At 62.1% G+C, this 22,643-nt stretch carries 24 protein-coding genes; 6 read left to right on the forward strand and 18 right to left on the reverse strand.

The annotated features are described in order from the left end of the window. Window positions 1-284: 284 nt before the first annotated feature. Window positions 285-803: a gluconokinase gene (locus tag RI444_RS09435; protein WP_207604687.1), complete on the reverse strand. Its 519-nt coding sequence runs from the start codon at window positions 801-803 to the stop codon at window positions 285-287. Window positions 804-1,224: 421 nt separating this feature from the next. On the opposite strand from RI444_RS09435, the gene RI444_RS09440 reads away from it, so the two are divergent. After that, a complete protein-coding gene (locus tag RI444_RS09440) occupies window positions 1,225-1,710 on the forward strand; it encodes a hypothetical protein (protein WP_207604688.1) in 486 nt (161 codons plus the stop codon). Window positions 1,711-1,795: 85 nt separating this feature from the next. On the opposite strand, the gene RI444_RS09445 is transcribed toward RI444_RS09440, so the two are convergent. The 9 genes from RI444_RS09445 to RI444_RS09485 all read right to left on the reverse strand — a co-directional run bounded on the left by RI444_RS09445 (window position 1,796) and on the right by RI444_RS09485 (window position 9,875). Continuing rightward, a complete protein-coding gene (locus RI444_RS09445) occupies window positions 1,796-2,383 on the reverse strand; it encodes a TetR/AcrR family transcriptional regulator (RefSeq protein WP_179015078.1) in 588 nt (195 codons plus the stop codon). A 28-nt stretch (window positions 2,384-2,411) separates the two neighbouring features. Beyond that, window positions 2,412-3,008, reverse strand: a complete 597-nt coding sequence (locus tag RI444_RS09450; RefSeq protein ID WP_242703078.1) for a TetR/AcrR family transcriptional regulator — start codon at window positions 3,006-3,008, stop codon at window positions 2,412-2,414. Between the two features lie 2 nt (window positions 3,009-3,010). Continuing rightward, window positions 3,011-4,189: a pyridoxal phosphate-dependent aminotransferase gene (locus RI444_RS09455; RefSeq protein WP_207604689.1), complete on the reverse strand. Its 1,179-nt coding sequence runs from the start codon at window positions 4,187-4,189 to the stop codon at window positions 3,011-3,013. A 49-nt stretch (window positions 4,190-4,238) separates the two neighbouring features. After that, window positions 4,239-5,036 (reverse strand): SDR family oxidoreductase, encoded by a 798-nt coding sequence (locus tag RI444_RS09460; RefSeq protein ID WP_207604690.1) that lies wholly within the window; start codon window positions 5,034-5,036, stop codon window positions 4,239-4,241. 104 nt (window positions 5,037-5,140) lie between these two features. After that, a complete protein-coding gene (locus RI444_RS09465) occupies window positions 5,141-6,166 on the reverse strand; it encodes a biotin-dependent carboxyltransferase family protein (RefSeq protein ID WP_242703079.1) in 1,026 nt (341 codons plus the stop codon). Continuing rightward, complete coding sequence (locus tag RI444_RS09470) at window positions 6,166-6,921, reverse strand: 5-oxoprolinase subunit B family protein (RefSeq protein WP_207604692.1); 756 nt, start codon at window positions 6,919-6,921, stop codon at window positions 6,166-6,168. The genes RI444_RS09465 and RI444_RS09470 overlap by 1 nt, the downstream gene beginning before the upstream one ends. 31 nt (window positions 6,922-6,952) lie before the next feature. After that, window positions 6,953-7,756, reverse strand: coding sequence for a LamB/YcsF family protein (locus tag RI444_RS09475; RefSeq protein WP_207604693.1), 804 nt, complete (start codon window positions 7,754-7,756; stop codon window positions 6,953-6,955). Between the two features lie 90 nt (window positions 7,757-7,846). After that, window positions 7,847-9,196: an MFS transporter gene (locus tag RI444_RS09480; protein WP_179015085.1), complete on the reverse strand. Its 1,350-nt coding sequence runs from the start codon at window positions 9,194-9,196 to the stop codon at window positions 7,847-7,849. A gap of 46 nt (window positions 9,197-9,242) precedes the next feature. Further along, window positions 9,243-9,875, reverse strand: a complete 633-nt coding sequence (locus RI444_RS09485; RefSeq protein WP_179015087.1) for an RraA family protein — start codon at window positions 9,873-9,875, stop codon at window positions 9,243-9,245. A gap of 316 nt (window positions 9,876-10,191) precedes the next feature. On the opposite strand from RI444_RS09485, the gene RI444_RS09490 reads away from it, so the two are divergent. The 4 genes from RI444_RS09490 to RI444_RS09505 are packed head-to-tail and all read left to right on the forward strand — an operon-like array spanning window position 10,192 to window position 15,395. Further along, complete coding sequence (locus RI444_RS09490) at window positions 10,192-11,775, forward strand: ABC transporter substrate-binding protein (protein ID WP_179015090.1); 1,584 nt, start codon at window positions 10,192-10,194, stop codon at window positions 11,773-11,775. Between the two features lie 14 nt (window positions 11,776-11,789). After that, window positions 11,790-12,836: an ABC transporter permease gene (locus RI444_RS09495; RefSeq protein ID WP_242703080.1), complete on the forward strand. Its 1,047-nt coding sequence runs from the start codon at window positions 11,790-11,792 to the stop codon at window positions 12,834-12,836. Beyond that, window positions 12,829-14,592 (forward strand): dipeptide/oligopeptide/nickel ABC transporter permease/ATP-binding protein, encoded by a 1,764-nt coding sequence (locus RI444_RS09500; protein ID WP_207604694.1) that lies wholly within the window; start codon window positions 12,829-12,831, stop codon window positions 14,590-14,592. The genes RI444_RS09495 and RI444_RS09500 overlap by 8 nt, the downstream gene beginning before the upstream one ends. After that, window positions 14,589-15,395 (forward strand): ABC transporter ATP-binding protein, encoded by an 807-nt coding sequence (locus RI444_RS09505; protein ID WP_207604695.1) that lies wholly within the window; start codon window positions 14,589-14,591, stop codon window positions 15,393-15,395. The genes RI444_RS09500 and RI444_RS09505 overlap by 4 nt, the downstream gene beginning before the upstream one ends. Before the next feature lie 770 nt (window positions 15,396-16,165). Here the strand turns inward: RI444_RS09505 and RI444_RS09510 are convergent. The 4 genes from RI444_RS09510 to RI444_RS23100 all read right to left on the reverse strand — a co-directional run bounded on the left by RI444_RS09510 (window position 16,166) and on the right by RI444_RS23100 (window position 19,043). Next, window positions 16,166-16,726, reverse strand: a complete 561-nt coding sequence (locus tag RI444_RS09510; RefSeq protein ID WP_242703081.1) for a DUF6036 family nucleotidyltransferase — start codon at window positions 16,724-16,726, stop codon at window positions 16,166-16,168. Continuing rightward, window positions 16,723-17,343, reverse strand: coding sequence for a helix-turn-helix transcriptional regulator (locus RI444_RS09515; protein ID WP_179015102.1), 621 nt, complete (start codon window positions 17,341-17,343; stop codon window positions 16,723-16,725). Before RI444_RS09515 ends, RI444_RS09510 begins: the two co-directional genes overlap by 4 nt. A 747-nt stretch (window positions 17,344-18,090) precedes the next feature. Then, window positions 18,091-18,837, reverse strand: a complete 747-nt coding sequence (locus RI444_RS09520) for a hypothetical protein (RefSeq protein ID WP_207604696.1) — start codon at window positions 18,835-18,837, stop codon at window positions 18,091-18,093. Between the two features lie 89 nt (window positions 18,838-18,926). Continuing rightward, window positions 18,927-19,043: a hypothetical protein gene (locus tag RI444_RS23100; RefSeq protein WP_207604697.1), complete on the reverse strand. Its 117-nt coding sequence runs from the start codon at window positions 19,041-19,043 to the stop codon at window positions 18,927-18,929. A gap of 70 nt (window positions 19,044-19,113) precedes the next feature. On the opposite strand from RI444_RS23100, the gene RI444_RS09525 reads away from it, so the two are divergent. Continuing rightward, complete coding sequence (locus tag RI444_RS09525) at window positions 19,114-19,332, forward strand: SDR family oxidoreductase (protein ID WP_242703262.1); 219 nt, start codon at window positions 19,114-19,116, stop codon at window positions 19,330-19,332. Between the two features lie 35 nt (window positions 19,333-19,367). Here the strand turns inward: RI444_RS09525 and RI444_RS09530 are convergent, their stop codons facing one another. The 4 genes from RI444_RS09530 to RI444_RS09545 form a co-directional block, all read right to left on the reverse strand. Then, window positions 19,368-19,610: a hypothetical protein gene (locus RI444_RS09530; protein ID WP_179015108.1), complete on the reverse strand. Its 243-nt coding sequence runs from the start codon at window positions 19,608-19,610 to the stop codon at window positions 19,368-19,370. Window positions 19,611-19,987: 377 nt separating this feature from the next. Then, window positions 19,988-20,560: a flavin reductase family protein gene (locus RI444_RS09535; RefSeq protein ID WP_207604698.1), complete on the reverse strand. Its 573-nt coding sequence runs from the start codon at window positions 20,558-20,560 to the stop codon at window positions 19,988-19,990. 2 nt (window positions 20,561-20,562) lie between these two features. Then, window positions 20,563-21,609 carry a methionine synthase gene (locus RI444_RS09540; RefSeq protein WP_207604699.1) on the reverse strand — a complete coding sequence of 349 codons (1,047 nt, stop codon included), beginning with the start codon at window positions 21,607-21,609 and terminating at the stop codon, window positions 20,563-20,565. Between the two features lie 20 nt (window positions 21,610-21,629). Further along, window positions 21,630-22,622, reverse strand: coding sequence for a DUF1852 domain-containing protein (locus RI444_RS09545; RefSeq protein WP_031216727.1), 993 nt, complete (start codon window positions 22,620-22,622; stop codon window positions 21,630-21,632). Window positions 22,623-22,643 lie beyond the last annotated feature (21 nt).

The following is a 22,643-nucleotide window of genomic DNA, read 5'->3' on the forward strand; positions in this document are numbered from 1 at the left end:
CTGCGCATTGGCTCGACCGCGTGCGTGAATTGTTGGAAGAGCAAGGCGGACAGATCGGAGGCGGCTACCAAAAACGCCCCCAGATCCACACGCGGTATCACCTGGAACTGCCTGGTGATCAATAAGGTTTCGCATTGCCGCCTTCGGGGTCAGGGCGGAGGGCAGTGTTGCCAAGCGACGGTACCTCAGAGGACGAACGAGCGAAGAGGGGCGGTCACTGGGAATCGCCCTGGCCTGAGTCTACCGCCGCGGCCGGTGGCACGCACCACCACACGTCCCACCGCCTATCCGAATGCGGCTAACCGTGCGGAGATGTTCTCAACGAGTGCGGCAGGGTTGAGCGTGATGTCGGCGAGCAGGTGGTTCTCGTCCTGCCCCAAGGGCTCAAGGGCGTTCAGTTGCGAGTCCAGCAGGCTGATTGGCATGAACTCGTGGTCCCGGGCGGCCATTCGTTCCAGCAGTGTGCTGCGGTCGCCGTTTAGGTGAACAAAGACTACATCGGGGACGTGGGACCGCAGCAGGTCTCGATAGCTGCGCTTGAGGGCTGAGCAGGCGATGATTGCCGGGGCTCCGTGTTCTGCCTGGGTCCGGAATGTGCGTCCAATCTCTTCCAGCCACGGCTTGCGGTCATCATCGTCCAAGGGAATTCCTGCAGCCATTTTGGCTTTGTTGGCCGCGGGGTGCAGGTCGTCACCGTCGTGGAATGACATGTTGAGCTGTTCGCCCATGAGGGAGCCAACTGTCGATTTTCCGCACCCGGAAACGCCCATGACGACGACTGGTGGTAAGGGAGTGGTGCTCATGTGGATATTCCTTCCGGTCGCCCCATTGCGGGCGTGCGTGGCCATAAATCTGATTTGAGAAGAGATTCGCAGCTAGAGTAGCGGACGTCAAGGGGCGCCCTAAGCGAATCGTGAGAAGGTTTAAACAAATGAGAAAGTTTTCTTGCTTTAACGTGATTCGCGACATAGCCTTGAAGTACAAGATCCCAAGCAACTCCCGGACCCTTGGAGGCAGAGATGCGACGCATCGTTGGAGAACATTCAGTCGGCCACACGCACCGGTGCCGTTACCTTGCCGGCACCGGGAGTCACTGCCCGGTCAGCGGCCTTTGGGCCCCAATAGGCCAAGTGAGTTCAAGCCTGCAGGTGCTCGAAGGCAGCATCATGCCCACGCACGGCAATGAGGCAGTGACGTGGCATCTGGTCCAGGGCCTCACGAGCCGTGACTTACGTAGCTGAGGCCAGGCCACGCAAACGGCCAACTCCCCGCAAGCGCAGCCTGAGCCCACTTGAACTGCGGCTGGCTGAATCCAAAATTTTCCGCGCCCGGATCGACAGTCACCACCGGGCGCTCCTTGGCCGCAGGAACGAGGCCATCGCCGCAGCACTTGCCGACAAGGTATCCGCGACCACTGTTGCGACAGTTGTGGGGATCCGGGTCACTGACGTCAAGAGACTCGCAGGCGCTTACCAGGACCTCCACTTTTCCGGAGCGCAGCCCGAATGGCATCTATCTGTTCTGACGTCCGTCGTCCGGCAACTGGAGCAGGCCCTCCAGGATAAGGAACGCAGCGTGGCAAGATTACGGGGCGATGTGATGGAGGGACTTGGGTCAGCAGGTTTGGATATTTATCGGGTGGCAGCCTTGACGTCCTTGCCGGCAGACCGAATCCGGGAACTGCTCCGCCCCGCTCCTTCACACGCCTGATGCCTAAGAGCTCCGGATGGAAGTGATGAGGATACAAGAGAGGCCGATCCCCAAATGGGGTCGGCCTCTCGCTTTGCGCCGGGTTCTAAGCTTTCTCGCGATCCGCGGCCCAGCCGGTGAGAGCGCCGCGCAGGGCGGCGATCAACCGTCGTGTTGCCTGGTCCTTACTGAGGCCCACCGTGTTGATCAGATCCAGAATTTCCCGGGGGTCGAAGAGGATGTTCCACAAGAACATCGCTTCATCGCCAATAGGGGGCAATCCCAGTTCCTCGCAGGCCTCACGCAAAGGACGCTCCAGCGCGTCCGCCTGGACGGTCAGGTAGAAGGCACCCGAGCGCAGACGGGCCAGGTATCCTTCCCCGGAACGGGTATACAGCATCGCACCGCCGTGGCGCGTCACCAGGTCCACCCACTTGCGGCTCACCACGGTCAAGAGCTCGACGCCGGTCAGCTCCTGCTGCTTGAGGCTGAAGTCCCGAAGCTTCTCACCGACGCCGAAGCGGTACTCCGCCAGGATGTCCTCAACGGAGGCGAAGTGCCGGTAGGCGGTAGCGGTGGAGATTTCCGCATGCTTGGCGACGTCGGTCATGCTGATCGGACCGCGGCGGGATGCGAAAAGCTGCCCCGCGGCTTTGACCAACTGTCTGCGGTTGCGCTGTGTATCACTACGCATTGATAGGCACCCTTTCGTCACCTCAAGCTTAGGTCCTCGAAGAGGACCAACCGGTCAGGGCGGCTGTGAACGTTCTGACCAGCCGGGCAGATACTTCCTCCGGCTCCAAGTCCAGACTCCGGAGCAGGTCGTGGATTTCACGGGGGTCGAAGAACCCGTTCCACAGGAAAAGGGCCTCGTCGCCGGGATGTTCAATGCCGAGTGCGTCAGCGGCCTCCCCCAGGGGCCTCCTGAGGGCATCTGCTTGAACGGTCAGGTAGTACGCCCCCGCTTTGACGCGGGCCAAGTACCCTTCTGCCGACCTGGTGTGGATCATGGACTCGCCGTGCTGGATCACTAGCTGCACCCACTTGGTGCAGACGGCTTCCAGAAGTTCCAAACCTCTGCCCTGATGTTTTTGGCTGAACTCCAGCAGTTCACGACCCACCTCGAAGCGGTACGCCGCCAGCACATCATCGACGGACGCGAAATGCCGGTAGGCGGTTGCTGATGAGATACCCGCTTCGGCTGCGATCTCGCTCATGGTCGCCGAACGGCCGGCTCCGAAGAGCCGTCCGGCCGCATCCACCAAAAGCATCCGGTTCCGCTGCAGGTCAACGCGTTGACCGGATGGCTGGCCGAGCAAGGTCAAACGTTCTGCCGCAAGGCGGCCAAACCGGCGGCAAGCCGTCGGACGCCAACGGAGATCGCTTCGGCACTGGCGGCGTAGGAGAGGCGGAGATGGTGTTCACCGTTCCGGCCGAACTCGCTGCCTGGTCGCACGGCGACGCCGAAGTCACGGAGGTGCGCCACCATTTCGGCCGCAGGGATGTCGACGTCGTACTTGGGGAAGAGATAGAACGCGCCTTCGGGGGAGCTGACCGTGAGGCCCGGGATCTTGCTGAGTCCGTCAAACATCAGTTCGCGGCGCTCAGCGTAGGATGCATGCATTCGTTTGATGTCCGGACCGCAGGTCTTCAGGGCAGTCAGGGCAGCCAGTTGGACGGCGGTGTTCATGGAGCCGTTGAAGGTGTTGTGCACCCGGGCTGCTGAGGCAATGACGTCCGCGGGTCCCCACAGGTACCCCACGCGCCAACCGGTCATGGCGTAGCTCTTGGAGAAGGTCTGGCAATAGATGGTCCTGCCCGCCAATTCCGGGATCTCAAGGGCCGATGTGAACGGCTCTGCCGTGTAGACAAGGTCGCTGTATGCCTCGTCGGAGAGAACCAGGGTGTCGGAACCGGCCACCATGCCCGCGAGGGCCTCGAGCTCAGCACGGGAGTGGACAATGCCGGTGGGATTGGACGGGTTGCAGAAGACGAACATCCTGGCGCCTTCAAGGGCCGCGGCCAGAGCCTCGAGGTCCCAGTGCAGGTCCTCGGCCAATGGAACCGGAACAACAATGCCACCGGCCATGCTGACAAGGTCCGCATACAGGGAATAGGTGGGATCGGGGATGACCACTTTGTCGCCGGGGTTGACGATGCCCAGGATGGCCGCTGAAAGGCCGGCCGTTCCGCCTTGGGTAATCAGCACGTCGCCGGGGCTGGCCACTTCGCCGAGGAGCTGGCCGATACGGGCAGCCAGCTCCTCGCGAAGCACCAGCTCGCCGAGCAACGGCGAGTAGTGGGTGTACCCCTGTTCCAGTGCGCGTGCGGCAGCGGCGCGTACTTGTTGGGGGGTGTCGAAGTCGGGTTCGCCCATGGCGAGCGAGACGAGGTCGCCTTTGGACTGGGGTTGCTGGACACGCAGAGATGTGCGCTGGACCCGCAGCACAGCTTCGGAGGGCTGGAAGGTCGCGACGGCGGTGGAGGGTTCAAGGGTCATGGCAGTCCTGCTTCGGGGTGGTGGGGCTGGAAAGAATGGGGAGTAGCGATTACTGCTGCGGAAGGTCTTCCTGGGGCGCGCCTGTCCAGCGGCTGATTTCGATGTCACCGGAGGTATCGCGCTGCACGGTGGGTGCGATCACGAGCTCCTGGACCACGGTGCGCTGCGGCAAGGTAGCCACAAGGTGGATGGCACGGGCCACATCCTCCGGTTGGACCATGGCTTCACGTTCCTCGGACCTCGGTGGCCGGGCGCGGTTATCCAGGATGGGCGTCGCAGTCTCACCCGGCAGGATGGTGACGGCGCGGAGCCCTTCATTGCGGAACGTGTTGTGGAGGTAGGTCATGAAGTTCCGGACGGCGGCTTTCGCGGCTCCGTAAGCGGCGCCGCCCAGGAGATTCGGGTTCACTGCAGCCAGTGAGGAGACCGTGATGATGGTGCCCGTGTTCCGGGAGAGCATGTCGGGAAGCACCGCCTGCGTCAGCAGGTAGACGGCGTTGAGATTCACATCGAGGACGTCGGTCCATTCCTGCTGGCTGATCCACCGCACATTAAGCACCTTGCTTGCACTGCCGGCGTTGTTCACCAGGATGTCCACGGGGCCGAGGCTTTCGGAAACCCACCCAACCAGGGCGTCGACGTCGTCCTTCGATGTGATGTCGGCAGGACGGGCCTGAGCGTTGCCGCCGTCGGCATTGATCTCTGCGGCTACTTTCTCAAGAACCGCGAGGCGCCGGCCAACCAGGACCACCTGGGCTCCTTCGGCCGCGAGCAGCGCAGCGGTGGATCGGCCCATGCCGGTGCCTGCGCCGGTAATAACGGCAACTTTGCCTTCAAGAAGTCCCATGGTTCCGTTCCCGTGTGTCGTGGATAATGTTGAGATTAGTATCGCATATGCGAAAAGTTTCTCATTTGAGCAGTGCGATGGTCAAGCGTCTGCGCGGGAAATAGTCAGGCCGCCGCGCCGGCGGGGAGCTGCCGGGGGTGGCGCGGAAGGCCGGTTGCCGCGAACAGGCTGGCCACCCGGGACTCGAGCAGGCCGAGTACGCGTTGCGACTCGTGATAGGTCTCCACTGCGTCGTGCTGGCTGACCCAGCGGAAGGTCATGCGTTGGCCGGGACGTGCCTGCCCCAACATGGGCAAGGATGCTTTGGTGGCAAAGGCGACGATCGGGTATCCGGCGGTGAGTGTCCTGTAGCGGCCCAGGATGATGAGCTCGTCTCCGTGCGGGATCTCGAAAGCTCCGATCGGAACGCCGTGGGACACTATTTCGCCCATGCCCTCGGGGTGAACCACCGGCCCGTCCAGGCGGAGGCCAACGTGGTTGGACTTGGCGGTCACGGTGTATTCACGCGAGGCGAGCAGTTCCCGGATCCCGGCCGCCGCCCCAGTCTCCGGGCCCTCGACGATGTCGATGGTCCAGACCGGGTGCTCAAAGGAGGGGATGGGCACGGGAAGCCTGAAGAGGGGTTGGGTGAGGTAGGGGTGCTCGAACCCGGCATAGGAGGTCCGGAGTTCCAGGTGCTGCCCGGCTGCGATGGTCTGGGGAAAGCCCATTCTCGCTTCAGGGGCAGCACTTCCCATGAAGTGCTCGGATACCAACATTCCACTGAAGGCCAGGTAGTTGCGCATGCCGCCGCGGGTGTTTGCAATGACCACCCGGCCGTTGGCCGGGACGCAGAGGGGTTCCCACATAGAGACTTTGGCGCCATTGATCATTACGTCCGCCGGGGCTCCTGTCACGGAGATCAGGACCGGTTTGGACGTGGTGAAGGAAAACCGGCCACCCATGAGTTCCAACAAGGTTGCCCCTCGCTGGTTGCCCACCAGGATGTTGGCCACGGCCGCCGAATGCTGGTCCGCGGCTCCGCCGCAGGGAACACCGAGGGCTTCGGACTGTTCGCGCCCCAGATCCTGGAACGTGGCCAACCATGCTGTCTCGCGGACCTTGATGGTGACGTTCCGTTCCGGCGCCATCAACCTGCCCTTTCAATCGGGTATGAGTCGGTCATGAGGAACCGCCCTTCCAGTCGGTCCCACTCCGACTCCGGCACTACCTTGAACCTCACGGTATCTCCGGGTGTGTAGGAGGTGGGCGGGTCTTCCCGGATGTTGCAGATCGTCAGGGGAGTGCGACCAATGACCTTCCAGCCGGTGGGGCCGGGGAAAGGCTGGATGATGGCGTTGGTTCCGGCAACCATAACGGAGCCCTGGTCCACGTTGGTCCTTGGTTCTTTGCAGCGGCTCACCTGTCCGGGGAACTGTACTGTGCCCATCATGGGGGCCATCGCGGATGCCAGTAGATTGATCGACAGCAAAGAATCCTGGAGAGAGCCCAAGACCGCTTCCTCGCTGATTCCCAGCTCCGCGGCAACGTCCTGCAGATCCGGCGCGAAGGCTTCGTTGACCACCATCGGGATCACGAAATGCTTGTGCGCATGGATGTGCCCGGTGGTGTCCTGGAAGCGTCCAGCGGCGGCCAACCGGATGGTTTGCTCCAGCTGCTCGTGGCCCACGGCCAGGCAATCGAACTCCACCAATAGCGAGTCGACACCGGCCACGACGTCCTGCAGTCCGTAGGGGCGGACGTCGAGGAGGATTTCGCGGAGCCTGCGGCTGCCCGCTTGTCGTTCCTCGACGGTCCCGGAGGCCAGGCTGATCATCAGGGCGGAGTCACCGAAGGGTACCGCCTTGATGTCCGGAGTCTGTCCGGGGGCTGGGTGCGTACTCATGGGTCCTTAGCTTGTTGTCTCAGGGAAAGGGTCAGACGGCGGCCAGCTTGGCCTTTTCGGCCAGTACTTCCTGCAGGCCCGTGGCCTGGATGCCGGCCTGGGCCAGCGCGGCGCGAAGTGCGGTGCCGTTCTCGAGGACTTGCGGGTGGTCGCCATGAAGAAGGGCGACGTCGGCATCGTGGCCGAGCGGGACCACCTTGCCGGTTACGGCGCGCACCGTTCCTTCGGTGACTACCTGGACCACGCGTCGGCCGATCTCCCCGGGGTCATGAAGAAGGGCGCCTTCGGTGTTGCGGGAGACGGGCATGCCGTCTTCGCCGTAGCCGCGGTCGGCCAGGAAGACGTAGCCAACCTCCAAGCCGCGTTTGCGGGACTCCTCGGCGAGCAGGCCGTTCTGGCAAATCACAACGTAGGAGGGGTCATAGGCCTTGATGGCGTCGGTGATCGCGCGGGCGTGCTTGGCGTCGGTCTGGGCGATGCTGCCCATGCGGCCATGTGGGGCAACGTGGCTGATCCTGCCGCCATGGATGCGGGCAAAGGCGTCCAAAGCGCCGATCTGGTAGAGGACATCCGTGCGGATTTCTTCTTCGCTGGCTTCGATCAGGCGGCGGCCGAAGCCCACGAGGTCCGGGTAGCCCGGGTGCGCACCGAGTTCGATGCCGCGCTCGACGCAGGCCTTGACTGTGGTGTCCATGACGCGGGGGTCTCCGGCGTGGAAGCCGCAGGCAATGTTGGAGGCCGTGACAAGGCCCAGCAGGGCGTCGTCATCGCCGATGGTGTAGTTTCCGTAGCTTTCGCCGAGGTCTGCGACGACGGCGACAGAGTTGATGCCCAAAATGACTCCCAATGGTTTTCGTTGTGGTGCTTCATGGTCCAACGACGGCGGCTGTGCGGCAATGGCGGCAGGCCGCCGTCGTACTGTTTGTTAGTGTGTGGCCAGTGGCTGGCCCTTGGTCTCCTTCAGGAAGTAGACGGAAACCAATGTGATGATTGCCGTGCCGATCGACGCGTATGCCGGGACCATGCTGTTGCCTGTGGCCTTGATGATTTCCGTCATGACCAGCGGGGCGCTGCCACCGAAGATGATGGTGCTGAGGCTGAAGCCGATGCTGTAGGCGCTGTACCGGACGGTGGTGGGGAACATTTCCGTCAGGACCGTGTGGACCACGGCTGCGTGGCCGGAGAACGCGATGGCCATGACTACCGTTGCGATGCAGGCCATGAGCATGTTGCCCGTGGTGATCATCGCGAACATCGGATAGGACACCACGGCCATGAGAACGGCGGAGAGTGCCAGTACCGGCTTTCGGCCGATGCGGTCCGAGAGCCGGGCCATCAGTGGGATGGCGATGATGATGGCTACCAGGCTGAAAGCGGTGACGGTCAAGGCCTGCAGCATGCTGAAGTTGTTGCCTTGTCCAAGTTGCGTCTTCAGGTAGGTCGGCATGTAAGCGAAGAGCAAGTAGTAGCCCGGGCCGTTCAGGGCCGGAAGGAAGATGGTCAGGGCAATGGCCTTGAGGTGGCGCTTGGAGGTGAAGACGGCACGCAGCGGGTTGCGTTCCACTTCGTTGCGCTCCCGGAGGGCCTCGAAGTGGGGGGTGTCTTCCATCTTGGAGCGGATGTAGTAGCCGACGTAGCCCAACGGCACTGCGAACAGGAATGGAATGCGCCAGGCCCAGGATTCCATGGTGGAGTCGCCCAGGGTGGTGATGAGGACCGCTGAGAATGCGCTGCCGAAAAGCAGGGCACAGAAGGAGCCCACGGCGATGAAGCTCATGGAGAAGTTGCGGTGCTTGTTGTGCGCGTACTCGCCCACGAAAGCCATGGCGCCGGCCACTTCGCCGCCGGCCGAGAAACCCTGCAGGATGCGGAGCAGGATCAGCAGCGCCGGAGCAGCCCAGCCAATCACGGACGACGACGGGATCAGGCCGATGCAGGCAGTGGCGCCGGAGATGAGCAGCAGGAGCATGGACAGCAGGTTCTTGCGGCCCAGCTTGTCACCGAGGTAGCCGCAGATGACGCTGCCGAAGGGACGTGCCAGGAAACTGACCAGGAAGCCGACGTTGGTCAGGAGCAGGGATCCGATGTCCTTGGAGCCCATGATGTTGATGGCGAGGTACGTTGTTAGGAGGCCATAGATGCCGTAGTCGTACCATTCCACGAAAGAGCCCATGGTGCCGGCAATGGTTGCTTTGCGGACCATCTTGCCGTCAGCAGTGACGACTTTTACTTGTGCGGTGTTCAGTTCCACTGATTCCGTCGATGAAGTAGACATTGGTGGTTCTCTCAGTTTAGGTCCCGGTATGGGGGCAGTGCGGAGATTAGCTGTATTCCCGGGTGATCTCGGCTGTCATTTCCGCCTCGTGGACTGCTACGGCTTTGACCAGTTCAAGGATTTCCGCGGCCCGGGCCTGCGGGATGATCACGACGCCGTCATCGTCTGCGGCGACGATGTCACCGGCGGAGCATACGATTCCGCCGATCGCGACGGGCTCACCAATCACCCCGGGCCCGTTCTTGAACGGGCCGGCGGGGGTGGTGCCGCGGGCGAAGACCGGGAACTTGATGTCGGTGATGGTCGCCCGGTCGCGGATGTAGCCATCAATGACGGCGCCCGTTGCGCCGGCGGCCTCGAAGCGCTGGGAGAGCTGCTCGCCCACCAGGGCGCGGTGCTCATGGCCGAAGCCGTTGATCACAAGGATGTCGCCTGGCTCGATGTAGTTGAGGGATTCGATGACCGCAGCGTTGTCGCCTGCTGCACCCAGGACGGTGAGGGCTGAACCGACACATTTGGCGCCGGCCCAGACGGGATTGATGTTGCCGTCCACGAGTCCGAGGCGCTCCATGGCGTCGCCGATGTTGGCTACCGGGAAGGCTTCGAATGCGCGGACCAGTTCCCGCGGAGGGCGGGTCCACTGTGCCTTGCGGACGGTGAGCTCGAGAGTTGTTGCCATGGGGTGTTCCACCTTAGAAAGTTGTTGCCGGGTCGGAGTGATAGCGGTGGTTGAGACGGCAATCACATATGAGAAAAGTTTCGCGTTTTTTTGTTGCCACGTCAAGCCCCAATGTTTCCGGCTCGTAAAAGATGCGGGACATCGTGACCCCCTCTGGGAGAACTCGCAAAAAAGCGTTGACTTACCGGAGGTGATTTGCGAAGCTCTTCTCATTCGCGAAACTTATCGCAGTTCATTCCCTTGGATTCCAGCCACCTTCGGCCCGTTCGCATCCGCCGAGGCACGGCTCCAAGGGCGACCAGGAGGTTTATCCCCTATGCAAGGACGTTCCACGTTCATGGCCGCCGCGGCAGCTGTCACCGCTACCGCGTTCCTCTTGACCGGTTGCACCACCGGCGGCCAGGCTCCGGCGGGCAACACCGACGGCGGTGCCATGTCCACGGACACCATCCGCACGGCGCTCAACGCCGACCCCACCACCTTCAACGCAGCCAAAGCCAATGCCAAAGACGACTACCAGGTTGCGAGGTTCCTGTTTGACACCGTGGTCCGACGCGATGCCGAGGGCAAGTTCATCGGCGGCTTGGCAACAGAGTGGAAGTCCACAGCCACGGACGCCACCTTGACCATCCGCAAGGACGCCACATGCGCGGACGGAACGCCTATCACCCCGACCATCGTGGCCAAGTCCCTTAGCTACTTCGCAGACCCGGCCACCAAGAACAACTTCGGCAAACTCGTGTTCGGTCCGGGTCAGCCCACCATCACCGGCGACGACGCCGCCGGAACCGTGGACATCAAACTCGCACAGCCGTGGTCCGAGCTCATCGGCGGCCTGACCCTGGCCCAGACCGGCATCATCTGCCCGGCTGGCCTCGCCGATCTCGACGGCCTGGCCAAGGGCGCCGTCAAGGGCGCCTTCTCCGGCCCCTACACACTGACCAAGGCCAGCCACGGCGTCAGCTACGACATGACCCTCCGCGAGGACTACAACGCCTGGCCCCAGTACTCCAAGCCTCTGCAAGGTGTTCCGGCCAAGACCGTCCGGTTCTTCCCCGGCGTCAACAAGACCACGGTGGCCAACCAGCTCCTCACCGGGGAAATGGACGTCTCGGACATTGCCCCGGCCGATGTGCAGCGTTTCGAAGGCAATAATGACTACACCGTCACGTCAGTGCCCTTCGCCGGCATCTTCCTGCTCTTCAACCAGCGTCCAGGCAGCCCCTTCACTGATCCCGCACTCCGCAAAGCGGTGGCCCAGCTGATGAACCAGCAAGCCTTCAACGCAGCGGCCTACGCAGGCAAGGGCATCACCTACAACTCGATCGTCGCTCCGACAGTGCCGTGCGTCCTTCCGGATAACTCGAGCCTGACCAAGGAAGACGCGGCGGCGGCCAAGGCTGTGCTTGCCGGGAAGACCTTCAAGATGGTGGGCACCACCAGTATCGGCCCGAACGGCGCAGGCAGCACCTACGTCCAGGAAGCACTGCGTGCTGCCGGCGCCAGGGTAGACCTGCAGCTTGTGGACAACGGAACCTGGGCCACCATGACCCAGACCAAGCCCGAGACGTGGGATCTGACCGTGCAAGGTGATGCCAACTTCGTTGGAACCGTCGCTGCCTCCCTGACCCGTATTGCCGGAGTTCCCACCGAGAAGGGTGGCCGCAACATCGGTGGCGGCGAGAACGCGGACATCCTTGCGGACATCGCCACCGCCCAGGCCGCCACAGACGAATCCGCCCGCTGCGACGCCTACACCAAGGCACAGAAAAGCATCCTCAGCGACAACGACATCGTCCCCTTCGTCGGTGAGCCGCAGATCGTCGCCCAACGCTCCGGATTCTCCATCCAGGCGCCGTCCGGAATCGTCGACTACGCCACCCTTCGCATCACTAAGTAAGCAAAGGTTTCACGATGACTGAACCAACCATGCTCTCCAAGGAAGTACAGATCCTTGAGAGCCAAACCCCGGGGGCCACCAACGGCCCCCGGGGCACGGCCCTGAGCCTCTCGCCATGGGCCGACTATGCCCTCCGCCGCGCCGGCGGCGTCCTTCTCTCCGTCGCCCTGCTCGTCGTCGTGACCTTCTTCATGGTTCCGCTCATCCCGGGCGACCCGGCAGTGGCTGTCGCCGGCGCTGACGCCACCACCGAACAGATCGAGGCGATCCGCAACAACCTCGGACTCAACGATCCCCTCTATCTGCAGTTCATCAATTACGTTGGCGGCCTTCTTACCGGTGACCTCGGAGAATCTTTCGCCTACAGCACCTCCGTGTCACAGATCATCGCCACCAAACTGCCCTTCACCGCCGAAATCGCTCTCCTGGGGATCATCCTGGTGCTGGTGGTTTCGGTACCGGTCGGCATGCTGGTCGGAATCCTCACCCGCGGAGGACGGAAGAAGTGGCTGGACGTTTCTTTCGGGATGCTGACTGCCTTCTTCCAAGCCGTTCCTCAATATGTGGTCTCCACCATGCTCGTAGTGGTGTTCGCTATCATCCTCAAGGTCCTTCCGGCCGCGGGAGCAGCCTCGCTCAGCGCACTTATCCTCCCCGTTGTGGGCTTGTCGATAGCCCCCATCTGCTCCATTGCCCGAGTGGTTCGTCGCGAGACCTCGACCGTGTTGGAACAGGACTACCTGCGCACCGGCCGCGGCTGGCGGCTTCCTGCCCTGCGGCTTTACGCACGGCACGCTTTGCCGAACCTGCTCACCACTGCGCTGACCCTGGCCGGCCTCATCCTTGCCGGCATGCTGGGCGGGGCGATCATCGTGGAAAACGTCTTCAACTGGCCAGGACTCGGCAGGGAGATTGTCACGGCGATCGTAAACAAGGACTACCCGGTGATCCAAGGGATCATCCTGGTCCTGGGTTTCCTGGCGATCCTGCTCAACTTACTGGTCGATGTGATCCTCGGCCTCATCGACCCCCGTACGCTCGGAGGCAAATCCAATGGCTGAGACAGCTCCACGCCGCAGGTTCCGTTGGACAACGGGCCTGATTATCGGCATTGTCCTTATGTCTGTCATGGTGTTGACCGCCATCATCGCGCCGCTGTTCCTCAGCGACGCTGCCGAGAAGTTGACGCCCCAAGCGTCCCAAGGTCCCAGCGCCGAGCATTGGCTGGGAACCGATGACTTCGGCCGCGACGTCCTCGCACGGTCTTTGGTGGCCGCGAGGCTCACCCTGCTCATGACCGCCGCGACCACGGCAATAGCCGTCGTCGCCGGCATCGTGGTCGGCACCGCCGTCTGGCTTGCCCCTCGCCGCATCCGGACCGCGGTCCTCCGCGTCATCGAAGCTGCCGTGGCCTACCCGAGCCTCATCTTTTCCCTGCTGATCGCCGCCATCCTGGGCCAAGGCACCTGGTCGGCCGTATTGGCAATTTCCATCGCGAGCATCCCTGCCTTCGCCCGTCTCACGGCCAACATGGCTGCCTCGATATCCCAGCGCAACTACGTCTCCACGGCCCGGCTCCTGGGGGTCTCCGGCCCGCACATCATCACCAGGCACCTGCTGCCAAACATGGCCGAACCCCTGCTGGTCCTGACGGCAACGGTGTTTGCCACCACCCTGATCGACCTGTCCAGCCTGTCCTTCATTGGCCTCGGTGTGCAGAACCCCGAGTACGACTTCGGACGCCTGCTTAACGAGGCACTGGTCAACATCTACTCCCAGCCGCTGCAGGCAGTCATGCCCTCCATCATGATCACCATCACCGGGCTCTCCGCGATGCTCATCGGTGACGGTCTCGCAGCCGCCACTGATCCCCGCGGCGGTCGTAAGTTCGGCAGCCTTCGTAAGGCGTCCGAAGTACCCGCCTCCCTGCGGGCCGACGCCGAAGCGCTGGTCGAGGTGGACAACCTCACTGTTACCACGCCGTCGGGCATTCCTCTGGTAAAGGGCGTATCCCTCAGCATCCACGCTGGAGAAGTAATGGGGCTGGTAGGGGAGTCCGGCTCCGGGAAATCTTTGACGGCCATGTCCATCGCCGGGCTCCTGCCCGAGGAATTGGGCGTCAACGCCAAGACCATGCGCCTTGGGGAGCTGAACCTGCTCAAGAAGAACAATCCACGCGAGCTGGCTACCTCAATCGGGCTGGTGTACCAGGACCCGGGAACCAGCTTCAATCCGGCCCTGCGCATCGGCTCCCAGCTGACCGAAGTCAGCCGTGTACACCTCGGACAGTCCAAGCAAACAGCGTTCGGCCGCATGGTCAAGGCTCTCTCCGATATCCGCATTACACAGCCGGAAAAGCGCATGAAGCAGCACCCGCATGAACTCTCCGGAGGCATGCTCCAGCGCGCCATGATCGCGTCCACATTGGTTACGGATCCTCGCCTGATCATCGCCGATGAGCCCACCACCGCTCTGGACGTTACCGTCCAGGCTGACGTGCTCCGGCAGTTCCGGACCATCAACCGCGAGATGGGAACGGCCATGCTGTTCATCTCCCACGACATCGGCGTGGTCCAGGCCCTGTGCGACAAGGTCATCGTGATGAACGGCGGCAAGATCCTGGAACGCCTCACAGGTGAGGAACTGGCGGCCGGCAAGGTCAAGCATCCGTACACGAAAGCTCTCCTTGCTGCGACGCCGTCCATCGCCGAACGCAAGTCAGAGCTGGTGACCGTCAAGGCGACGGACTTCGAAATGGGTGAGGTATTCGACGACGAAACAGCCGACGGCGTCAAGGTCGAGGAGGAAGCGAAATGAGCGCAAAAACAGTTCTGGAACTCCAGGATGTCCAAGTCACTTTTGGTTCCGGTCGGTCGGCGGCCACTGTGTTGAAAGGCGTCAGCGCAAGCATTCCCCAAGGGAACACGCTGGGGATCGTGGGCGAATCCGGCTCGGGCAAGTCCACCATGGCGAAGGCAATCGTTGGGCTGGTGAAGCCAAACAGCGGCACCATCTCCTTCAACGGACGCGATGTCACTGCCATGTCCGGCGCTGACCGCCGTCGGATGCGCCGCATGGTTCAGATGGTTCCCCAGGATCCCTACTCCTCGTTGAATCCGCGGAGGACCATCGGACAGACTCTGGCCGAGGCCATCGATCCCTTGAAGGCCAACCCCAAGGAGCATCGGGAAAAGATCTCCTATTGGCTCTCCACCATCCGGCTCGCTCCGGACGTGGCCGAACGCTACCCGCACGAGTTCTCCGGTGGTCAGCGGCAGCGCATCGCTATCGCCCGGGCACTGGCCGTCCAGCCGAAGCTCATCATCGCGGACGAGATCACCTCGGCTTTGGACCTCTCCGTTCAGGCTGAGATCTTGAACCTGATCGGTCGGCTCCGCAAGGAATTGGACCTGACCATGGCCTTCATATCGCACGACCTGGACGTGGTGCACCACGTCAGCGATCAGATCCTTGTTCTGTTCCACGGGGAGGTTGTTGAACACGGGGACGTGGATTCCGTCTACGGAAATCCCCGGCATCCGTACACCCGGCGATTGATCGACTCCGTTCCCGGTGGGCCGGGCTTCGACATCGGCGAACGGCGCGTGGTTGCAGTCTGATGGAGGACCTATCCAGTGCTCTCTTCTACGATCCCCTGGCAGGTGCAACAACTACCCCAAGCGGGCTTCGAGGCCAGCGCCGAAACAAATCTCCAGGGCAAATCCGAACCATTGGATCCCGTGAGCGTGCCCTTCAGGAGGTCGCAGACGAGATCAGGGAAATGCAGCGGCGCAGAAGAGCCTCGTCGGTAACGGTAACCCCGTTGATGGCGCGACGCGAAGGGGTCGGCGAAAACGGGGCGCAACGCGGCTAAATGCCGAGGGTCTACATCACGGCATGTCGAAATTGTTCCTTTAGGCGGTGTTTTTGTTGGTGTTCCAGCCGGCGATGATGCCGGCGCCGAGAATGTAGTCGGTGAGGCGTGCGAACCGGTAGCCGAAGTCGGTGTCGAGGGCGAGTTGGAGGTATTGGTGCGCTTTGGATACTCTGCCTTTCCACCAGCCATAATGAGACTCCGTCCCTAACCTGGCACAACCGGCTACTTCTTGGAAGGAACTATCGTCAGACTGGTGAAGCTACCCGGGGCGCCGCGAGGGCGTGGGCCGAGGGAATGCGTTCTTGTTCAAGCCGGATACCGCAGCGTTTAGCGAGGCCGTCGACGACTGCCAGCTCGTCAGGTTCCAGATAGGCCAGTGCGTCCGTCGCTGGGTCGGCTCTCCGGCAGGAAGCGATGCATCGTTCTCAAGAGTCTAGGGTGCGCCATTTCCGTCCGTTGTTGAGCAAAATGCATTCCGTGTTCATCGAGCGCCGATCTTGTATGGCCGATGATTCATTCCTCGGTTTCGGGCTTGAGGGTGGTGGCCGCGTCGAGGGCGTCGCCGACGACGATGAGGTAGTTGTCGCGTCCTGCGGCCAGGGGGATGGAGTGCTCGCCGTATTTTTTGTAGGCGAGGTCGACGGCGTCGTTGGCGTTGGTGATGTTGAGTTTGCGTAGGAGGCGGGCGATGTCGAGGGTGTCTTTGTCTCGTTCTGCGGCGATTTTCATGGCCAGGAGTGTTTCTGTGTCCGCCGCTTGGATGGTGATTCCGTCGAGCTGTTCGAGTTCGACCCAGATGGCGTTGTTTGGGACGAAGGCGGCAGCGTTGGAGTTGAGCCAGTCGGGGGCGAGGTCGTAGTCTGCGGCCATGTCCGTGACGACGGCGTCGACAGAGGCTTTGTCGGCGTAACTGGCATCGATGTCGGCGGTGGGGCGGTTGCCGATGCCTTGCAGGATGAGTGCTGCGCCTCCGACGAGTTTGACGTCGCCGTGGACGCCGCGGGCCAGTAGGCGGCGGCCGAGTTCCTGCAGGAGGGCGTGGATTTGTGCGGCGGTGAGTTCTCCGCCGCTCATGCGGTGGCCAGGCTGCGTTCGCGGATGAAGACGTTCATGGCGGCGATTTCTTCCGGTGTTTCGGACATGGTGAGTTGCTTCATGGGTTCTCGGACGTGCCGGTAGGACTCGGCCGGCATCCATGCCGCGTTGAGGGGTTTGATGCGTTTGGTCCAGGAGGGGGCGGGTTGGCCGAGCCGGTGTGCTGTGTAGTTGGTGATGCCGGCGAGCGCGGCGGACCAGTGCGGGTCCCTCAGGTGGGGGCTGCGCTGAAGTAGGGGCCTACCGGCCTTGAGGGACGCGGTGGCGTAGTCGGCAAGCATCTTGATGGCGAACTCGAAGTCGCGGTTTGCAATCAGCTCGGTGAAGGTTTGGGCGTAGTCGCGCCGTGCAGGGTCGTGGTCGCTGCCGCGGGGGATAGGATCCGTGGCTTCAAGTGACAGGCCAAGGGCCGCCAGAATGGCGAGGGTTTTGCCGAGTTCGGCCCGTTCGTGGCCGGCTTCGAGGTCGATGAGGAATTTCCGTGAGACCCCTGCGCTGTCGGCAAGCGCCTGCTGCGAGAGTCCTCGTTCCTGGCGGCGGGCACGGATGATCGCGCCGGCCTTAGCCGGTGAGTCGATGCTGGTCCTGGATGTCATTGTCCCCTCTTCCACCAAGCATTATGTCACCGAACGGTGACACTTGCATTTCCTTGCCGGCGTGGGCCGTGGTCCTGCAACACGGTCATGCAGTGCTTGGCCGGAGGTGTAATGAAAAGGGAGGAAGCATTACTGGATAGCAGGGAGGGGTGCTTGCGCGGTGGGTGCGTATGTGAAGCAACGTTCCGGCGTGTTGAGTGCCGGTGTTTCCTGCTCCGATCGGCGCCGGCGCCCCGTTCAATCCGCGGCACAAAAGAGGTGTGCACAATGTGCACACCTGGGCCATCGGACTGGGCCGTACATCGGTCGGATCGAGCCGTACTAAGTAGGTTTCCGCGACTTCCCAGCGTTTGCAAGGCCGGGAATCGCGTTCGAGTCCCACCTCGGGCACGGCATGGCCCCTCTTCGGAGGGGTCTTTTGCTTTTTAATGTGTGCGAATGTGGACACGTCCCTCTGATTGGGATCCGATGACTAAGCTCTGGCCGCAGCGATCGGTCTGTGGAGGTGTGTGCGTAGCGCGGTCAGCGTCGGGACGCTCCGCTTTTGAGTTCCCCTTGCAGCCGTGCCCTCTTGGACCGACTATTCGCACACCGGCGGCGGCGTCGGCCCGCTGCAGTATCGCAGCAAGAACATTTCACCTGAACCAAGAAACAGTCCATGACGACGCGCTCACTCAGCACAGCGTCCTCATTACGGCGGCAGATACTCGACAACAAGAGTGCGGCTATGTAACGGGGGACGGCTCGCTACCGCAGGCAGTGGCGCAAATACACCTGAAGGGCTCCGGAGCTTTCCCACTCAGCAGCGGTCATCACCTTTTTGACCTTGCTCACGTAGCCGGAGGCGGTGTCGAGGAGCTCACTTGAGAGGCCGCTAAGGTCCATTACTTCGTTGACTGCATCCAGCTGGTAGTTGGCCGCCGTTATGGCTCTCCGAAACTCTTCCCACACAGTTATGTGTGTCGGGGGTTGAAAGGGGGCAGAGGAGGGGATCCCTGGCAGTGGGCTAGGTGAGCTCTTCGAAGTCCCCGACATTCGATCGGCGTACAGCGAGCAAGTAGTGCTTTTCAGTAGCCGCCGTGCTGTGGCATCCAAGTGCTGCCTGAACGCTTGTGAGGGCGTCCTAATCAGGGAAGCCGATACAAGTTCGACCGCGTCCTTGCTGATGAAACCCATGACCTCATCTGAGACGCCCAACATTGCAGCAACTTGTTTTAGGGCCGCTGCGCGCTGCGCGGCGGCATCAACGGTTGCCTTCTCGGAAGCACTCAGTGAAGTTCCTTCCGGAATGCCTTTCAGCATGTCGTCAATCTTCGTGGACAGGCTCTTGAACTCCGAAGGGTCCGCTGCCCTGCTCAAGAGGCTTCCGGCTTCATCTACGCTGCTCTTCAGGTTTGCCAGGGCCTGAACAGGTTTGCCGCACGATGTCAGTACCAACAGCAAAGCGGCGAACAAAACCGACAGGAGACACTGTCGTCGTCCTTGCTGCCGCATACTGGCCACCTTCAGCCGCTGGATCCTGGACTCCTGTATACGCCGAGTGGGCAGCGGCGTCCAGAGGGTGTGGCGCCATTGGAAGTCAGCTACAGACGCCGTTCCGCGAGGAATATGAAGGCGCTCCACGGCCTCGAAACCAATCGACAGTCCTGCCTGTGCTGGGCAGCAAACGACGGCTGACTTTTCTGTCCCGCACGGAACATAGCCCGTCCGGCACAGGACAGGCAAACCAATTAGGGAGCCGCATGTTTTACCTCCTCAATGTCCGGACAGATGCCACATGCCGGGTTGGGCGCTTATAGCCCAACCAAAGCTGCCTTGACCATGCTGGCCCAGACACTTGCCTTGGAATGGGCGCCGGACGGCATCCGCGTCAACGTCGTGTCCCCCGGCATGACTCAAACGAGGATGATCGCAAAGTTGTATGAAGATCCAAAATCAAGAAAGCCAGGGAAGACATCCGACCGCTGGCATGGATCGGAGAACCAATAGACATTGCCAACGCTTAGCCCGCTGTCGGGGAAGTTTCAGTCCGGTTTTTGGACCAGGTCATCGGCAACGCGCCGAAGGTCTTGGAGCCAGCCGATTGAACGGGTAGGCGCCGCAGTGTTGGATTCAAAGTTTTCCAAGGCTGTGGCCAGATGGTTCAGTGCTTCGGATAGGTTAGCTTTGACGGCTGCGTATGCTTCTTCGGAGCGGGGGTCGGCTGAGGCCGTGGACAGTTGCTCGGCACCGGCTTTGATGATGAGTGAGGCTTCGAATTCGTTCATGTGCCACCTCGCGTCTTAAGGCCGGGAACAGGCGTTTCCCGGTGTGCCAACCGTACACCCGGAGCAGGGCTGCCGGGCTGGAGGTCTTCTCGAGGAGGAGGCTTGCCGGCCGAATCATCGCGGTCTTTTCGTGCCGAGTCCTTCCTCTTAGGCGTGTGGAGGAGGTGAGCGGTGGGGAATTCATGCCCCGGCCACGCGCGCTGCTTCCGTTGGCCTACATCTATGCTTCTTTGGCCGCCCTCCCGCGTATCCCGTCTAATAGAAGACCAAAGAGTCGCAAGTGCCCCTGTCAGCGAGGACGACGGCGGGAGTTACCTCCCGCCGTCGTGAGCCGTTCGGCTTACCGCAAACACCGCTTCGGTTTGCTGGCGAGACACTCAGCCTTCAAGCTTGGAATGCTCGCCCAGCCGGTGCCATGAACGGTTGTGGTAAACCAGAGCGTCGCCGGGTTCGCCCGCTTGGACGTCACGCATCACGCGGGATTCCAGGGCGTGAACGGCGATGATGGTGGAGGTGCCTACCTCCATGCGATCTATGACGGCGCAGCGCACCCAGGCGCGGACGTCGTCATACACCGCTTCGCCGGTTGCAAGGGCCGACCAGCGGTGCGTCTGGTCAAAGCGGTCGGCGCCGGGGGTCGCTCCGAACTTCGCCAAGTCGACGTCGTGCGCGTCCAGCAGGTGCACGACGACGGTCTCGGCGCGCGAGAGCACATCCGACGCAGAGGACAGTGCCGAGACCGAGAAAATCAGCAAGGGAGGTTCCGCACTGACCGACACGACCGACGACACCGTGAGTGCCACCGGTCCTTCGCCGGCATCGGCCGTGATAACAGCGACACCTCCCGGGTGGCCACGGAACAGTGCCTTGAAGTCGTCGGCGGAGAGGGAAGACGGGAAGCTTTGAGTCGGAGCCCCGAACCAAGTGTCTGCGGGGTAGGCGTGAAACATGGTTATGACGCCCTGGGGGCGGAGCGGGCGCGTTCCTCGCGAATGATGTTGGTCCCTGCGCTGAGGGCACTCAGCTTGGCCAGTGCGACGTCCCGGGGGAACGGTGCCATGCCGCAGTTGGAGCTGGGGATGAGCTTGTCCGCATCGACGAACTGCAGGGCCTTGCGGAGGGTGTCGGCGACCTCCTCCGGGGTCTCGATGGTCTCGCTTGCGACGTCGATTGCCCCAAGCATGACCTTCTTGCCGCGGAGGAGCTCGATGAGGTCCATGGGCACGTGGGAGTTCTGGCATTCCAGAGAAATGATGTCGATGCTGGAGCTCTGCAGCAGCGGGAACGATTCCTCGTACTGCCGCCACTGTGAGCCGAGCGTCGCCTTCCAGTCAGTATTGGCCTTGATCCCGTAGCCGTAGCAGATATGCACGGCGGTCTCCGCACGCAGCCCTTCTGCCGCTCTCTCAAGCGCAGCCACGCCCCAGTCTTTGACCTCATCGAGGAAGACATTGAACGCGGGCTCGTCGAACTGGATGATGTCCACGCCGGCCGCCTCCAGTTCTTTGGCCTCCTGGTTCAGGATCGTGGCGAACTCCCAGGCGAGCTTCTCGCGGCTCTCGTAGTGGTCATCGAAGAGCGTGTCCACCATCGTCATGGGACCGGGAAGAGTCCATTTGATCGGCTGGTCCGTGGCTGCGCGGAGGAACTTTGCGTCTTCGACGAATACCGGCCGCTCGCGGCGCACCGCTCCGACGACGGTCGGCACGCTGGCGTCGTAGCGATCGCGGATGCGCACGGTCTTGCGCTGTTCAAAGTCGACTCCGCTGAGATGCTCAATGAAGGTGGTGACGAAGTGCTGGCGGGTTTGCTCGCCGTCGCTGACGATGTCGATGCCGCGTCGGCTCTGCTCGTGGAGCGCGATACGCAGAGCATCCTGCTTGCCCTCGAGCAGCGCTTCTCCCTCCAGTTTCCACGGGGACCACAGAGTCTCTGGCTGTGCGAGCCAGGATGGTTTCGGCAGGCTTCCGACAACGGTGGTGGGCAAAAGTGTGTTCATGATTGACGATTCTCCGTGGGTCAGTTGACGAGGGCGGGGTAGTTGGCGGTCCACTGGTCCAATAGATCCTTGTGGGGCGTGATGAAGTGCTCCTCCGTGTACTTCGCCTGCGTGACTGCGAGCTGACTGCGCTCGACGCGGTCGTAAGCGATCTGGGTCCGCGAGAAATCCTGCTCTCCCAGGCTCGGTTGGTAGACGTGGGCGGCGGCGGAGTTTGCGTTGTAGATCTCCGGGCGGTAGATCTTCTGGAACGTCTCCATGGTGCTGATCGTGCCGATGAGCTGCAGGTTGGAATAGTCGTTGAGCAGGTCGCCGCGGAAGTAGAAGGCGAGCGGTGCAACGCTGCCGCGGGGCATGAAGTAGCGGACCTGTAGTCCCATTTTTGCGAAGTACGCGTCCGTCAGCGAGAACTCGTCTTGCTGGTACTCGACCCCCAGGACCGGGTGACGGTTTCCGGTTTGCCGGTACGTCTTGCTCGTGGAGACGCTGATGCAGACCACTGGCGGCTGCGGGAAGCGTTCCTGGCCTTCGGGGGAATCGAGGAAGTGCTGGAACAGTTTGCCGTGAAGATCGCCGAAGTCCTCGGGAACGGTGGGCTTGCCCGAGTCGTCTGCTGCCGCCGGCAGCACGACGCTGAAGTCGAAGTCACGGACGTAGGAGGAGAAGTTGTTTCCCACGATGCCTTGGTGACGGACTCCGTTCAGCAGGTCGAGGATCTGGATGTCGAGGACCTCGAACAGCGGGAACTGCTGATCCGTTCCGTCCTCGGTGAGCTGTATCTGCACGGAGACGATCTCAAGCTCGAGGGCGTAACGGTCCCGGTCCGGGTTATCCCAGTCTGCAAGGTCGTTAAAGCGGCGCCGCATCATGGTCAGGGCGTTGCGAAGATTCTCCTGGCGGTGCTCGCCCCGTGCCAGGTTGGCGAAATTCGTCGTGATCCGGGAGCCAACCGAGGGGGAGTAGTCCTCGTCGAAGCGGGTGGTGGTGATGCTGAAGGTGAAGTCGTCTGCCATGCGCTGCCAATCCGTGGTGAT

The organism is Paenarthrobacter sp. AT5, from assembly GCF_032764245.1.
GTDB lineage: Bacteria > Actinomycetota > Actinomycetes > Actinomycetales > Micrococcaceae > Arthrobacter > Arthrobacter ureafaciens.

Bases quoted from the DNA above. Each gene is read 5' to 3' on its own strand.
- RI444_RS09435 (WP_207604687.1), bottom strand. From the start codon at position 803: ATGAGCACCACTCCCTTACCACCAGTCGTCGTCATGGGCGTTTCCGGG.
- RI444_RS09445 (WP_179015078.1), bottom strand. From the start codon at position 2,383: ATGCGTAGTGATACACAGCGCAACCGCAGACAGTTGGTCAAAGCCGCG.
- RI444_RS09455 (WP_207604689.1), bottom strand. From the start codon at position 4,189: ATGACCCTTGAACCCTCCACCGCCGTCGCGACCTTCCAGCCCTCCGAA.
- RI444_RS09460 (WP_207604690.1), bottom strand. From the start codon at position 5,036: ATGGGACTTCTTGAAGGCAAAGTTGCCGTTATTACCGGCGCAGGCACC.
- RI444_RS09465 (WP_242703079.1), bottom strand. From the start codon at position 6,166: ATGGCGCCGGAACGGAACGTCACCATCAAGGTCCGCGAGACAGCATGG.
- RI444_RS09470 (WP_207604692.1), bottom strand. From the start codon at position 6,921: ATGAGTACGCACCCAGCCCCCGGACAGACTCCGGACATCAAGGCGGTA.
- RI444_RS09480 (WP_179015085.1), bottom strand. From the start codon at position 9,196: ATGTCTACTTCATCGACGGAATCAGTGGAACTGAACACCGCACAAGTA.
- RI444_RS09485 (WP_179015087.1), bottom strand. From the start codon at position 9,875: ATGGCAACAACTCTCGAGCTCACCGTCCGCAAGGCACAGTGGACCCGC.
- RI444_RS09490 (WP_179015090.1), top strand. From the start codon at position 10,192: ATGCAAGGACGTTCCACGTTCATGGCCGCCGCGGCAGCTGTCACCGCT.
- RI444_RS09495 (WP_242703080.1), top strand. From the start codon at position 11,790: ATGACTGAACCAACCATGCTCTCCAAGGAAGTACAGATCCTTGAGAGC.
- RI444_RS09500 (WP_207604694.1), top strand. From the start codon at position 12,829: ATGGCTGAGACAGCTCCACGCCGCAGGTTCCGTTGGACAACGGGCCTG.
- RI444_RS09505 (WP_207604695.1), top strand. From the start codon at position 14,589: ATGAGCGCAAAAACAGTTCTGGAACTCCAGGATGTCCAAGTCACTTTT.
- RI444_RS09510 (WP_242703081.1), bottom strand. From the start codon at position 16,726: ATGAGCGGCGGAGAACTCACCGCCGCACAAATCCACGCCCTCCTGCAG.
- RI444_RS09515 (WP_179015102.1), bottom strand. From the start codon at position 17,343: ATGACATCCAGGACCAGCATCGACTCACCGGCTAAGGCCGGCGCGATC.
- RI444_RS09520 (WP_207604696.1), bottom strand. From the start codon at position 18,837: ATGCGGCAGCAAGGACGACGACAGTGTCTCCTGTCGGTTTTGTTCGCC.
- RI444_RS23100 (WP_207604697.1), bottom strand. From the start codon at position 19,043: ATGTTCCGTGCGGGACAGAAAAGTCAGCCGTCGTTTGCTGCCCAGCAC.
- RI444_RS09525 (WP_242703262.1), top strand. From the start codon at position 19,114: ATGCCACATGCCGGGTTGGGCGCTTATAGCCCAACCAAAGCTGCCTTG.
- RI444_RS09530 (WP_179015108.1), bottom strand. From the start codon at position 19,610: ATGAACGAATTCGAAGCCTCACTCATCATCAAAGCCGGTGCCGAGCAA.
- RI444_RS09535 (WP_207604698.1), bottom strand. From the start codon at position 20,560: ATGTTTCACGCCTACCCCGCAGACACTTGGTTCGGGGCTCCGACTCAA.
- RI444_RS09540 (WP_207604699.1), bottom strand. From the start codon at position 21,609: ATGAACACACTTTTGCCCACCACCGTTGTCGGAAGCCTGCCGAAACCA.
- RI444_RS09545 (WP_031216727.1), bottom strand. From the start codon at position 22,622: ATGGCAGACGACTTCACCTTCAGCATCACCACCACCCGCTTCGACGAG.